Source organism: Flavobacterium anhuiense (assembly GCF_001705175.1).
Lineage (GTDB): Bacteria > Bacteroidota > Bacteroidia > Flavobacteriales > Flavobacteriaceae > Flavobacterium > Flavobacterium anhuiense.
In genome coordinates this window covers 3,735,390-3,750,033 of record NZ_CP016907.1, presented here as the reverse complement: position 1 = coordinate 3,750,033, position 14,644 = coordinate 3,735,390, and the positions used below count along the sequence as shown (strand labels likewise).

9 protein-coding genes are annotated in these 14,644 nt (G+C 35.4%); 5 read left to right on the top strand and 4 right to left on the bottom strand.

Going from position 1 to position 14,644, the window contains the following annotated elements:
- Positions 1–97: 97 nt before the first annotated feature.
- The 3 genes from BB050_RS16215 to BB050_RS16205 form a co-directional block, all read right to left on the bottom strand.
- Positions 98–4,048, bottom strand: coding sequence for a family 16 glycosylhydrolase (locus BB050_RS16215; protein ID WP_066034280.1), 3,951 nt, complete (start codon positions 4,046–4,048; stop codon positions 98–100).
- A gap of 217 nt (positions 4,049–4,265) precedes the next feature.
- Positions 4,266–7,193 (bottom strand): triple tyrosine motif-containing protein, encoded by a 2,928-nt coding sequence (locus BB050_RS16210; RefSeq protein WP_236940344.1) that lies wholly within the window; start codon positions 7,191–7,193, stop codon positions 4,266–4,268.
- A gap of 537 nt (positions 7,194–7,730) precedes the next feature.
- On the bottom strand, positions 7,731–8,390 hold the full coding sequence (locus BB050_RS16205) for an HAD family hydrolase (RefSeq protein WP_236940343.1): 660 nt from the start codon (positions 8,388–8,390) through the stop codon (positions 7,731–7,733).
- A gap of 198 nt (positions 8,391–8,588) precedes the next feature.
- Here BB050_RS16205 and BB050_RS16200 point away from each other — a divergent pair, with 198 nt between their 5' ends.
- Positions 8,589–9,758, top strand: a complete 1,170-nt coding sequence (locus tag BB050_RS16200; protein WP_066034279.1) for a DUF4861 family protein — start codon at positions 8,589–8,591, stop codon at positions 9,756–9,758.
- Between the two features lie 256 nt (positions 9,759–10,014).
- Here BB050_RS16200 and BB050_RS16195 read toward each other — a convergent pair whose 3' ends face one another.
- Positions 10,015–10,989, bottom strand: coding sequence for a LacI family DNA-binding transcriptional regulator (locus BB050_RS16195; RefSeq protein WP_236940342.1), 975 nt, complete (start codon positions 10,987–10,989; stop codon positions 10,015–10,017).
- Between the two features lie 217 nt (positions 10,990–11,206).
- Here BB050_RS16195 and BB050_RS16190 point away from each other — a divergent pair, with 217 nt between their 5' ends.
- From BB050_RS16190 to uxuA, 4 genes are all read left to right on the top strand, one after another.
- Entirely contained in the window at positions 11,207–11,656 is a 450-nt protein-coding gene (locus BB050_RS16190; RefSeq protein ID WP_066034277.1) for a NanQ anomerase/TabA/YiaL family protein, read from the top strand.
- 2 nt (positions 11,657–11,658) lie between these two features.
- Entirely contained in the window at positions 11,659–12,321 is a 663-nt protein-coding gene (locus tag BB050_RS16185; RefSeq protein ID WP_066034276.1) for a bifunctional 4-hydroxy-2-oxoglutarate aldolase/2-dehydro-3-deoxy-phosphogluconate aldolase, read from the top strand.
- Positions 12,322–12,454: 133 nt separating this feature from the next.
- Entirely contained in the window at positions 12,455–13,267 is an 813-nt protein-coding gene (locus BB050_RS16180) for an SDR family oxidoreductase (RefSeq protein ID WP_066034275.1), read from the top strand.
- Between the two features lie 31 nt (positions 13,268–13,298).
- A complete protein-coding gene (uxuA, locus tag BB050_RS16175; RefSeq protein WP_066034274.1) occupies positions 13,299–14,483 on the top strand; it encodes a mannonate dehydratase in 1,185 nt (394 codons plus the stop codon).
- Positions 14,484–14,644 lie beyond the last annotated feature (161 nt).

Sequence of the window (14,644 nt, the reverse complement as noted above, 5' to 3'; positions counted from 1 at the left end):
AATTAGATTCTAAAACCAAAGTCATTTTCAAATGACTAAATGATCCGCCAGGTGCAACTGGTATGCCCTCCTTGAATTGCACCCAACGGATTTAAAATTATTTCTTAATCAGCTTTTTGCTCCAGCTTTTTTGGTCTGATTTGAAGTTTAAAATGTAGATTCCTCGACGAAGTCTGCTTACATCAATTACACTCTCATTTCCTTGAGGCTTATTTTGCAGAACCAGATTTCCTGTATTGTCGTAAATCATAATGACTTTATTGTCTAAGTTTTCAGGAGATGAAACTTGAACATAATTAGTTGTCGGATTCGGATATACTGCAAAAATAGCTTCTTCCGTTTGAGGCTCTTCATCAACATTCAAAGCCATTCTAGCCGTTGACGAAGATCCGTAAGCTTCAATTTCATACAATGAGTATCCATACGGAGCCAAAGCTTTTGCTGTACATAAAATGCGTAAATATCTTCCAGTTCCGCTTACCGCTAAATCGTCAATTCCTCCATCGCTTGTCGTTTGCGTGCTGATGGTTTCATTTTCTGTGAAAACATTATCTGTCGAAAGCTGTACTTTATACTGAGTTGCATAAGCTGCTTCCCATTTTAACACCACACGGTTAAGAGTATAATTACTTCCTAAATCCACATAAATCCATTCGGTTGCATTCGCAAAAGAACTCGCCCATCTTGATACTGTTCCGTCTCCGTCTGTAGCTTTGTTTGCTGAAAGTGTTGCATTTTCTTCTGTAGAAGCCGTTGCAGTTTTGCCTAAAGCTAAATTCACATTCGGATTTGCTGTAATATTTCTAACCGTTACATCACTGAAAACTCCTGTTGTCAAAGTTCCGTTTGCATGAGAAGTAACTGCCATTCCCACATAAATTGTGCTTGCCATTGCAATTGTTTTTGGTGTTCCAACTTGTGTCCATATTGTTCCGTTATCTGAAGCGTAAGAAGTAAATACATTTCCAGATCTTACTAAACGAACCCATTTTGGAGCCGCTCCTGTCGTAACTGTAGCAGTTGTTGCTCCTGAAGTCGTATCACGAGTTAAAAACTCAATTCCCGCAGCGGCGCTTGCATCTGTCATCGCATGTTTTGAAGTCGGTGTTAGCGTTTCACGGAACATTACGCCTGCTTTTGCATACGTGTTGGTATTGGTTAAAGAATTTACTTTAGCAATAATTTCAGCATCTCCAGTAATTGACTGATTTACAAATTGAAATTGATCGCTTGTATCCCAAATATCATTTCCTGATCCTTTAATGGTAAAAGTACCGTTTGAGTGTGCCGCTTCTCCTGCTGGTGTAACAGCACCTAAATCGGTACTGATCCAAGGTGAAGGCAATCCTGCTGGAGTTTCTGTAGAGACTAAATTTAAAGCTCTTAAATTGTCAAAATAATACGTGTTTCCAGAGTTAGTTCCCGGCTCAAACAAGAAAACAAAACGGTTTACATCAGCATCTGGCGTCGAAGCATCTGGAGTACTTACATAAGTAAAAGTAATGGTATGCCAAGCATTGCTTTGTTTTACAACTCCCTGATAAATACTATGTCTTCCAACAGGATAATTGGACGGAACCGAAGCGCTGCTTTCTGCCTGCCAAGAAATTATTGATCCAACTGGTGCAGAAGTGTAAACATCCATCGCAAACTTTTTAGTTCCCGCTTTAAAATCTCCAATGTTGTTTAAAGTCGTATTGAATGAGAAGTTATCATACAATTCTGTTGATTTACGAACATATTTTCCAACATTAGAAGAAGTATTAATGCCGCTTGCATTTGGATTTGCCGTATTTGGCGTATAAGTCCCAATCGCATCTCTAAAAGTAATATTGTGAATCGTTTGATAATCTTCATATACCACACCTGGCGTAAAAGTATCTGGAAGTTTAGTCGAACCAATTCTGATATTATCAATATAATAGGTATCGCTTGTGTACGAACCTGAATTAAACAATAAAACCATTTGATTTACAGCTAAGTTTGAAGTTCCAGCATCCGGACTGGAATTATAATAGAAAGTTAATGTTTCCCATTGATTTTGTTTGGTTGTAATGGCTACATAATTACTATTTCTTCCTGTCGGATAATTGGTTGGAAGCGAAGTGGCGCTATTTTCAAAATTCATGCTTACAACCGTACCAATTGGTGCTGTGGTATACACATCGATCATGATTTTATTGGTTTGATTTTTAAATAAACCAGCATCTTCGATTGAAGTTTGTGTATTAAAGAAAAGTACATCGTATTGCTCTGATGCATTTCGGACATACCTTGCCACATTTGCAGAAGAGTTAACTGAATTTGAACCCGGATTTGCCACAACAGAATACGTTCCAGTTGTAGTTCCTTTTATGATTTTATTGAATCCATCATAGTTTTGCAGAATATCTGTTGCTAAAATTGGTTTTTCTGGCGCCGCTTTTGTCAGCAAATTATCAAAATAATACGTTGCTCCAGAATTAGAATTTGATTCAAAAAGAATCACTACATTATTAATCGCCAAAGCACTTGTATTTGGATCAATTACTTTTTCGAACTCAAATTCAATGGTTTCCCATTTGTTCTGAACTGTTGTTGTCGCTTTAAAACCGCTATGTCTTCCTAACGGATAATTGGTCGCTGTCGTTACATTGCTATTTTCCAGCTGCATGGATATTTTTGTTCCAACAGGAGCCGAAGTATAAATATCAAACGACAATCTTTTTCTTCCGTAAACGTAATCGTTCGCATTCGTAATCGTTACGTTTCTGATATTCAAAACATCATACAATTCGCTTGAATTTCTAACGTATTTTCCAACCAAAGCCGATGTATTAATTCCAGTTGCAGAAGGATTCGCAACAGCTTCTGTCAAAACTCCAGTTTTTACAGGATACAATACATTTCGATTGCTTTGAAAATCTTCATGTATTTTTTCAACTGGCAAGGCAGGTTCGGTTGTAACCGCCAGTTTGTAGGTATTGACATTACAGCCTGAAACTGTTGCCGCTACAGAAACATCTCCTCCAGAAGTTCCCCAATTTACAGTAATCGAATTTGTTCCCTGTCCTGATGCAATTGTTGCTCCCGCTGGAACAGTCCAGTTGTAGGTCGCGTCCGCAATTGCATTTACAGAATAGGTTTTACTAGTTTCATTTTGGTACACTTTGTTATCGCCTGTTACCGCATATTTAAAACTCCCATCGTAAACACGAACATAATCGACTTGTAATTTTGCTGGGAAATCGGCAGGAATAGGCTCAACTCCTGCGCCGTTTACTCTCGTGTAAGGCGTTCCATAGCTTCCAACTGCTAAATTCAGAATAATATAAAAATTGTTGTCATTAAAAGGCCATCCTCCATTTACCGTTGTATTTGGCGTTGCAGTATGAAACAACACATCATCCACAAACCATTTAATGATATTTGGACCCCATTCTACAGCATACACATGAAAATCAGCCGATAAATCAATTGGAGAACTGTAACTTCTTCCTGTAAACTGATAGCCACCGCCATCGTAATGAATAGTTCCATCTATAGATTTCGGGTTTCTATGTTTGGCTTCCATAATATCAATTTCTCCTGTAAAAGGCCAGTTTCCTCCTACTGGCAGCATCCAAAAAGCTGGCCAAGCGCCCATTCCGTTAGAAAGTTTCATACGCGCTTCTACTCTTCCATATTTAAGCGAATATTTTCCTTCGGTAGTTAATTTTGAAGAAGCATACGGCTGATCAGGAAATTGTGAACTCGGCGCATATTTTGCTTCAATATTTAAGTAGCTGTTTGTTCCTTCTTTTACAATTGTTGCCTGATTGGGATCGTAGCGCTGTGCCTCAGCATTTCCAAATCCGCAAAGCGACGGACATCCATTTCCTGAGATACTTTGCCATTTGGTCAAATCTACCGTAGTGCCATTAAATTCATCAGACCAGACAAGCGTATTACATTGGGCCTGAGTCTTAAGAAATGGCAGCAATAAGAATAAAACTGCCAGACAAAATTGTTTAAATAAATAAGAATTGCTTTTCGGTGGTCGGCCGAAAAAAAAGTCATTTTGCTTCATTTTTGATAGGTTTTTAGTTAGTAAATGTTATTTCATCAATACATTCAATTTGAAAAAGCAGATCGTATTTTCTGACAATAACAGCGCAATATTAACTAAAAAATCAGGCAAGACTTACATTTTGGAGTACGGTTTGACTACGGTACTATCGAAGAAATGTAACAAATCATCGATGAAATGCATAAAATCACTTTAAATTCCATTTTTCCGAGAAAAATTAAAAATTAAGAATGAATTCGGTGATATTCGTATCAGACGGAAGCTGTAATTTTTTACGAATGCGATAACGGGTATCTTCGACCCCACGAACAGAAATTCCCAAAAGCGGAGCAATTTCCTTCGTATTAAAGTTCATTCGCAGATAAGCGCACAAACGCATATCACGAGGAGTCAATTCTGGATAAGTCGATTTCAACCGCTGCATAAAATTGTCATGCAGCTGATTGAAGATTTCTTCAAACTCATTCCAATGTTTGTCTCCCTGCAATTCGTGATCAATCAATTTATTGATTTTGGTCAGCAGGCTAAAGTTTACATTTGGATCATTTTTCTTATCAATCTGTCCAATCAAATCTTTAATAGAAAGCAAAATTTCATTTAAATGAATCAAATTGACCGTATTTGAAGCCACCTTAGCATTTTTAAGATTTATGGTCGTTTCAAGATTTTCTCGAATAATAGCCATATTCTGCTGTTCCAATGTGAGTTTCTGTTCGTTAAGTTCGGCACGGCTTCGAAGCAATTCCTTTTCCTGATTCTCTATCAATTGACGACGTTGACGCTCCGCAACAGATTTCTGATATCTAACAATTAAGTAAATTACAATGCTATAAAGTGCAAAATAAAATAAGTAAGCCCAAAAAGTTCTATACCAAGGCGGTAAAATTTCAAAGTGAAAAACGGCTTCTTCACTCACCACATCATACATATTTTTTGCTCTTACATGAAAGACATATTCGTTTTCGGGCAAATTGGTATATTCTTTCTCGGTCTGAAGACTATAATCTGACCACGTTGGTTCAAAACCTTCTAGCCAATATTCATATTTCGTCGCATCGGCATCTTCAAAACATAATGATGCAAAAGAAAAATGAAGCGCATTACTAGAATATGGCAATACCGTTGAAAGTTTATCATTTTCTGATCCTGTTTTATTAGGCAAAACATCATAACGGCTGGAAAACAATAGGCTGTCTTTAGGAAAAATGCATTTTACTTCAGAAATAAGAGCTTTATATTTTGTTTGATATTTCTTGTTTTTAATAGCACTGTAATGAATCAAACCTTCTTGCGTTCCAAAAAAAACATCACCTCCTTTTGTAGTCTGAATATTTTCAAAACCAGGAACATATATATAACGAAGTTTTCGAAAAGGAAGTTCTTCAATCTTAAAGCTTCCATTTTTCTGCCTGCTCATTTTCCCAGTATTTTCGCCAGAAATGTACCAGATATTATCCTGATGGTCTGGTTTTAATAATCGAATATGATTTTCTAACCCCAGATATTTTTTGAAAACTGGATCTGGAATCATTTTTTTAGAAGACAAATCCTGTCTGTAAACGCCTTTTGTTGTTCCAAACAAAATCTGATTATCCACTTTAAATGTATTCAAAAACAAACTCGACGGAAATCCGTTTTTATCATTATAAAATTGGATATCCTTAACGGAATCAAATGTCGCGTTGAATTTGAGTTTATAAATTCCTTTGTATCCGTGCGCAATCCAAATGTTGCCTTGTTGGTCGGTTTCCATAATTCTGCTGCTTTCATCAAAACCTTTTATACGATGCTGAAAAACCCAAGAACCATTTATTTTTTTCAAAAAATACAATCCTGTATAACCTCCAACAAGCAGTAAATCCGAATGATTTGGAATTAGAATTCCTTGCCAAGCGCCATCAATTTTTGCCAACGCTTTCGCGGAATTTCCACTGATTTCAAATATTCCGTTTTTCTCAAAGGCTAGTAATGAATCACCAAAAACTCCCACATTCCAGACATTTTCAGACATTCCAGAAATGTGCTGAAAGGTTACATTTTCTCTTTTTCCGCTTTTGTAAGCTTCCCAATCAAGCCAATACAAACCGTTGTCGGTACCGATATATAATTTATTTTGGTAAATCTGACTGCAATAGATTTTGGTTTCGGAATTAGTGCTGTCTATAATTTTAGACAAAGGAGATGAAATCTGAATCAGTGAAATTCCGCCTTTGAGCGTCACCCACAAATTTCCTTCCTTATCAATTTTAAAATTGGTCACATATTCATTCTGAAGTCCCATTTGTTTATCAATATGCTGAATCAAATGTCCTTCACTGTCTATAACTATCAATCCCGATTGACGGGTTCCGATTCCGAAATAGCCATCAGAAAGCTGAATTCCTGCCGAAATCTGATTCTGCTTCAGCAAATGATCGACTTCTGTTGCAAATGGTTTAATTTGATTTTCATCGAAAATGAAAAGGCCATTTTTTTGAGTGAATAGCAAAAGTCCGTTTTTGGTTTGAAAAATCTTTCGAACCTGTAATCCAACAAACTTTTGACCATTTTCTACTGGAACTAAAGCATCTTTTTTTAGTTTTAATAATCCTTTTTCGTTATCCGAAACATAAATTTCTTTCCCAACTTCGAAGAAATCATCAAAAGCTTTTTTAGCATTTATGACCTTGATTGTATTATTCTTATAAATAAAAAGCCTTTCATAGGAGAAAAAAATCACTTCGCCATTTCGAATGATAGTATGCAGCACATCACCAAAATTTCGAGCCGATTTAGGAAGCAGTTTTACTAAAGAAGTGTATTGATATTGCCCATTTGGAAGCTGAATTACAAACCCGAAATCGCCTTGAGCGCCAACATATATTTTATCCTTTCTGTCAATTGCCATAGAACGAACCATGCTTCGATTTTCTGGTTGCGTCACAATCGCCCAGCGAACACCATCAAACTGCATGATTCCAAAATGGTTGGCAAAAAACATCATGCCTTTAGAATCTTGCAAAACATCCCAATTTTCTGATGCAGCTTTATAAGCTTTCGGACTATAATTGGCTATAAAGGGAACTCCAATCTTTTTGATTTGGGAGTTGGTAATCGAAGAAAATAATAGGAATAGAAATAAAATTCTGGTTTTAAATTTCATCATTCTGTCGCGGGTCTGTAGGTTAGTTTTGTGATTTTTTGGAATCACAATCTGGAAAATACTTCTTTGGGAAAAGTCATTTTCTAGACAAAAACATTCTTTCTTTTTAAATGTGTAAATAACAATTATTCATTATTATTAAAGTAAAAAGAGAATGTGGAAATTCAAATATATAAAATTTTATTTTATTGCAACAAATTACATTTTAACGAGTGAATTTGATAATTAGGAAATGTGGCAATGAGAAAATTAAACTTTGTCAAAGTGCAAAAAGATGTTCTTCATTCCGTAGGAATGTCTGGTTGGTAGATTTTCGAATTAGATTCAGAGTTACACGTTCCGTAGGAACATTTGAACATACGTATAACATTCATTACGCAAAAACAGGTGTCTCTACAGGACACTATGCAAATGCGTTTTTATTTTTCTACCGACCAAATATTCCAAACGGAATAATTTAATCGTAAAAACAAACCCGACAGGTTTTTAAAACCTGTCGGGTTTAACTTGAAACTTGAAACCTTAAACTTAAAACAAAATTTAAACTCCAAGTTTTTCACTTAACTCTCCATAAGAACTAAAAAGTTCTGCTCCTTCTTCTTCTAAATCCTCATTATTGAAACCATTTGCAAAACCATACACTTTAAATCCGCCGCTTACTCCAGCTTTTACACCTGCTTTACTATCTTCAACAACAATACAGTCTTTTACCTCAAAACCCATTGCTGCCGCTGCATGAAGAAATATTCCAGGTTCTGGTTTCCAGCTTCCAATTTGATACGAACTAAATATTTTATTTTCAAATCTATCCAGCAATCCTGCCACTTCAAGATTCAAACGAATTTTATCTACCGGTCCACTCGAAGCAACGCAATATGGAATTTCTAATTTTTCTATATTTTCGATAAAATCTATAATACCTTCCATTGGTTTTACCTGAGTTTTAAAAGCTTCAAAACTCTTTTCGCGATATTCTGTTTCAAAATTTTCTGGAAGTTTCTGATCGATTGCTTCTTCAATATGTCTGAAACAATCTTTTAAGTTTCGACCATTAAAATGACGATAGGCATCTTCCAATTCCATTTCAAATCCGTGTTCTTGAGCCATTTCCAGCAATATTCCGTTGCCAATTTTTTCTGTATCGACCAATACGCCGTCACAATCGAAAATAATACATTTAACCATTTTGTTGATTTTCATTTAATTATATAATCTCCCGAAATAAAAATCAGGAAATGTAAATTACGAAAAATAATCTATTTCATTCTCAAAGCTTTTCTGCCCATTTTCAAACTTCTGTACAGAATTACTCCTATTCTGTATTTTCAATTCCGTTTTGATTTGTACTTTTATAATCCTATCAAACCTAATTTTTGAAATATTAAAAATCTAAGAATTTTGAAAAAACATCTTTATATCATAACCATTCTGACAGCTAATTTTGCTGCTTTTTCCCAGAATAAAATCATTACTGTTACCAACAATTTGAAAGTTGACAGAGAATTTGAAACTATCGAATTGACTAAAAAATCACTTGGATTACATGCAGATTCAAAACTTGAAAATTATGCCGTAAAAGAAATTGGAAGCAATGCTTTCTTAGAAACTCAAACAGTAGATAATGATGGCGACGGAAAAGCAGATGTATTGCTTTTTCAGCCTAAAATCAAAGCTTCTTCAAAACAGGATTTTGAAGTTATAGTTGGAACAAATCCTTCGGCTTCAAAAGTAATCAGCTGTTATTCTCGCTTTGTTCCAGAACGCACAGACGATTATGCTTGGGAAAACAACAAAGTCGCATTTAGAACTTATGGCCCTGTTGCTCAAAAAATGGTGGAAGATAAAATTCCAGGCGGAACTCTAACCAGCGGAATCGATGCATGGCTAAAAAGAGTCGATTACCCGATCATTAACAAATGGTACGAAAAAGCGACTAACGGAACTGGAACCTATCATAAAGATACTGGTGAAGGTTTGGATAATTTTCACGTTGGTGACAGCCGTGGTGTGGGCGGAATTGCTGTAAATGTGGACGGAAAATATTATTTTTCTAAAAATTTCATCAGCTGGAAAACCATTACAACGGGACCAATTAGAACTAGTTTTATTTTGACTTACGCAGATTGGGATGCAAAAGGAAATAAAATAACGGAATCGAAATTAATCAGTTTAGATTACGGAAGCCAGCTTTCGCGTTTTGAAATCAATATTACGGGAACCAAACAAATTGCTGCTGGATTAACACTTCATGACAAAAAAGGAACTACCGGCACAAATCTAAAAGAAGGCTGGTTGAGTTATTGGGAACCGATTGACGATTCTGAAATTGGAATTGGTTTGGTTGCTCCAAAAAATACTTTATTAAGTTTTGATAATCATGTAACAGACGAAAAAGACTTGAGTAATCTGTACGGAAATATTGCTGTTAAAAACAACAAAGCCATTTATTATGTTGGTTTTGGATGGAAAAAAGGAAGTCCATTTCAAACTAAGCAGGAATGGGAAAAGTATTTGAGCTCTTTTGCTGAGAAGATCAATAATCCTTTGGTTGTGAAGGTTAAGAAATGATTTTTTTGCCACTAAGGCGCTAAGGCTCGAAGTTTTTTTAAGCCACAGATTATAGGATTAAAATGATTTTATTTCACGCAGATTTTGCTGATTATAGCAGATTAATTTAGATTTTAATTTAAAACAAATCTGCCTAAATATTTTTAAATCTGTGTGAAATAAAAAAACTTTGCGCCTCAACTCTATCGCGATTGTGATTAAAAAACACAAAGCCTAAAAAAAATCTTCGCGTCTTAGCGTCTTAGTGGCAAAACAACTATCGCTTAGCAGGAAAATAATTCTCCTTCAAAATAATCTCCAACGGAATGTAATGTGTTCTTTCTGTTTCTTCCTGAAGAACCAGTTTTTTATACAAATAATTGATTCCCAAATACCCCTGTTCTTCTGGCCTTTGATTGATTAAAAAATCAATTACGCCTTTATTTAAATATTCGATATTCTCTTTTAGCAAATCAAAACCAATTATTCGAACACCTTTTATATTGTTTTTTTCTAAAAACTGAGCTACAATATAAGCTCTTGAATTGGGCACAAAAACACTGTTTACTCCAGAAAACATTTCCAAACTCAGCTGATCAATTCCTGAATCTTTTAATGTTACTTCTGAGAATTTAAAATGAGTCAATTCGTTATGATCTTCAAAATAAGAGTAAAATCCTTTGATGCGCTGCTGATAAACCGAAGTGCTTTCAATCTCGCGGGTAATTTTAAAAATCAGAACTTGTCTTTCATTTTTCACAGCAAAACTGATTAATCTTCCAGCTAAATAGCCACTCTGAAAAGCGTCCTGACCCACATAGGCATGTTCATTTTCTTCAGAAATATTCGAATCGATCATTACAACTGGAATATTTTTCTTTTCATATTCTTTTAAAAATCGAACCGAATCCTCATAAAAAATTGGAGCAAATAGCAAACCGTCACAATCAAACTTCATTATTTTCTGCGCCGTTTCTTTAAAAGAAATCAGATTATAATCGTAAAAAAAATAGTCCAATACGATTCCAAATTTGCTAAACTCCAAAGCTGCTTTTTCAATACCTTCTGCCTGACTTTTCCAATATTCTAATGTTTCAGATTTTGGAAGGAAAACTGCAAAATGAAATTTCTTATTCAGCGCTAGATTACTTGCCAAAATATTTCGCGTATAGCCAAATTCTTCAATAATCGCATTGACTTTGTCAACGGTTTCCTGAGCCACTTGTCCTCGTTTGTGTATAATCCTATCCACTGTTCCAGCAGAGACATTAGCTAATTCGGCAATTTTTTTAATTGTTATGATATTGATTCTTTTTAAGTTAAAAATATAAAAGCAGTAGGGTAAAATTAATTTATTTTATCAAAAATAAGTTGTTTTACATCACATTTTGCATACATTTGTAAAATACCGTGTACGCACACGCAAATATACACATAACATCAAAAAACCAAAATAAAAACCGTACAAAATGATAATAGACTCATTACATAATGCAGCAAAATACTATGGTCTGCACTCCAATTTCAAAAAAGCTTTTGATTATGTAAACCAAAATGATATTGCCAATCTTGAAGAAGGCACTTATGAAATTGGCGAAGGTTTAAAACTTATCGTAATTGTTGGCGAAGGAAGCACGAGGGAAGAAAGCATTAAAGGTTTTGAATGTCATGATAAAAACATCGATATTCAGATTTCTATTATTGGTCCAGAAACCTTTGCATGGAAACCTAGAGAAAAATGCATCAGTCCAAATGGAAATTATAATGACGAAAGAGATGTTCGTTTCTTTCATGACAAACCAGATATGTTTTTTGAAATAAAAGAAAAGCAATTTGCAATCCTGTTTCCAGAAGACGTTCATTCTGCTATGATTGGAAGCGGTCCACTGAAAAAAATTGTTATCAAGGTAAAAATATAATTATGAGCAGTATTCAGAACTCTATAGATGTCATTTTAAAACAGGGAATGCTGCCGCTCTATTTTAATGCTGACGAAAGCAAAAGCATTGCCATTTTAAAAACACTGTACAATGCAGGAATCAGAGCTGTAGAATATACAAGCCGTGGCTCTGAAGCACTTTCAAACTTCAAAAAAATGATTGAAGTAAGAAATGCTGAAATGCCTGAAATGCTTTTAGGAATTGGCACCATCAAAAATTTAGCCCAAGCAGAAACGTATTATTTAACTGGTGCTGATTTTTTTATAAGTCCTGGATTTGTACCTGAAATAGCTTCGTTTTTAGTGACCAAAGAAGTTCTATACGCCCCAGGCTGTATGACTCCGACAGAAATTATTGCGGCTGAAAATGCTGGTGTAAAATTCATCAAACTTTTTCCCGGAAATATTTTAGGATCAGATTTTATGAGTGCCATAAAAGATGTTTTTCCAAATTTAATCTTTATGCCAACAGGCGGTGTTGACACTACGAAACAAAGCATTGAAACTTGGTTTAACGCTGGTGTTTCTGCTGTTGGAATGGGTAGCAAATTAATTAGTAAAGAAGTAATGGAATACGGCGCTTACGAAACCATCGAAAAAGAAACTAAAAGGGTTTTGGAACTGATTGAAACTATCAGAAAATAAATTCCAAATTTGAAAACCCAGTTTGAACTGAGAGACTAACTAAATCAAAAAAAGTAAAAATTAATTATATAAAAATGTACTTTATTTCCAAATTGGAATTTAGGATTTAAAGTATTGAAAATTAAAAATTAAAATGGATTCAATATTTAATTTAAAAGGAAAAATTGCATTAATAACAGGCGGCGCTGGTGTTCTGGGAAGCCGATTTGCAAATGTTTTGGCGCAACAAGGCGTTGTTGTCGGAATCGTTTCGCAATCATTAGAAAAAGCTGAAAACACAGTAAAAGCAATCGAAGCAAACGGCGGACAAGCATTTGCTGTTCAAGCAAATGTTTTAAACAAAGAAGAACTAGAAAAAGTAAAAGACTTAATTGTTGAAAAATACAGCCGCTTAGATATTTTAATCAATGCAGCTGGAGGTAATATGCCGGGAGCAACAATTCAGCCAGATCAAGCAATTTATGATATGAAAAGCGATGATTTACAAAAAGTTATAGATTTGAATATTATTGGAACTATGCTTCCAACTCAGGTTTTTGCTGAGCTTTTCGCTAAACAGAAATCAGGAAATATCATCAACATTTCATCTGCTTCAGCGCAAAGACCTTTAACAAGAGTTGTGGGTTATTCTGCTTCAAAAGCGGCAATCGACAATTTCACACAATGGATGGCGGTCGAATTGGCTCAAAAATATGGTGAAGGACTTCGTGTAAATGCTATTTCTCCAGGTTTTTTTATTGGCGAACAAAATCGCGCTTTATTGTTAACTCCAGAAGGAAAACTAACGCCAAGAGGCGAAAAAATCATCGATCATACGCCAATGGGAAGATTTGGAACTCCAGAAGATATTGACGGTGCTCTTTTATTTTTATGCAGTGACATGTCTAAATTCGTAACGGGAACTATCTTAAAAGTTGATGGCGGATTTGCCGCAACGAGCATTTAAAAACTAACTCACAAAAACAACATAATACAAAATGGAACAAACATTAAGATGGTTCGGACCAAATGACCCTGTTTCTTTACAAGACATCAAACAAACTGGCGCAACTGGAATTGTAACAGCTTTACATCATATTCCAAACGGAAAAGTTTGGAGCGTCGATGAAATTATTAAACGAAAAGTTGAAATCGAACATGAAGATGGAGACCCTAAAAAAGGCCCTTCTGGTTTGACTTGGTCGGTTGTAGAAAGTATTCCAGTTCACGAAGACATTAAAAAGCAGACTGGAAATTATTTGCAATACATTGAAAATTATAAAGAAAGCATCAGGAATTTAGCTTTATGCGGCATCAAATGCGTTTGCTACAACTTTATGCCAGTTTTAGACTGGTCAAGAACAGATCTTTCTTATACGGTTGAAGACGGTTCAAAAGCTTTACGCTTTGATATCAATGCTTTTGCCGCTTTTGAATTGTTTATTTTAAAAAGGCCAGGCGCAGAAAACGAATATTCTGAAGAGCACAAACAAAAAGCAAAAAGCTATTTTGAAGCCATGACTCCAGAAGATAAAGTAAAATTGCAGCAAAACATTTTAGCGGGACTTCCAGGGGCTGAGGAAGCTTATACGGTTGAAGATTTCTTGGTAACCTTAAGTGCTTACAATCATATTGATAGACAGGCTTTAAAAAATAATCTGTTTCACTTTTTAAAAGAAATTATTCCCGTTGCTGAAAGTAAAGGCGTATTGATGGCGATTCACCCAGATGATCCTCCTTACCCAATCTTAGGCTTGCCAAGAGTCGTAAGTACAGAAGAAGATTTGATTGAGTTAATGAATGCTGCTCCTTCTAAATCAAACGGATTTACAATGTGTACAGGTTCTTACGGTGTTCGCGCTGATAATGACTTGCCTGGAATGGTAAGACGTCATGGCGATAAAATGAATTTTATTCACTTAAGAAGCACACAGCGCGACGAAGAAGGGAGTTTCTACGAAGCAAACCATCTCGAAGGCGACGTTGACATGTACGAAGTTGTAAAAGCAATTTTGGAAGTAGAGAAAAGAAACAACAGCACTTTGCCAATGCGTCCAGATCACGGACACCAAATGCTGGATGATTTAAAGAAAAAAACAAATCCGGGTTATTCTGCGATTGGGCGTTTAAGAGGCCTGGCAGAATTGCGCGGACTTGAAATAGGGATTAAACGATCTTTATAATTTTGTTTGCCACGAAGGCGCTAAGGCGGGAAGTTTTTAAGTTCTGTTTGTCATCCTGACGAAGGAAGGATCACACTAGATGCTCGACAAAGATTTTCGATTCTCTTTGAGGAATTTCTTGTTTGATCCTTCCTTCGTCAGGATGACAAAAAAAACTAGTA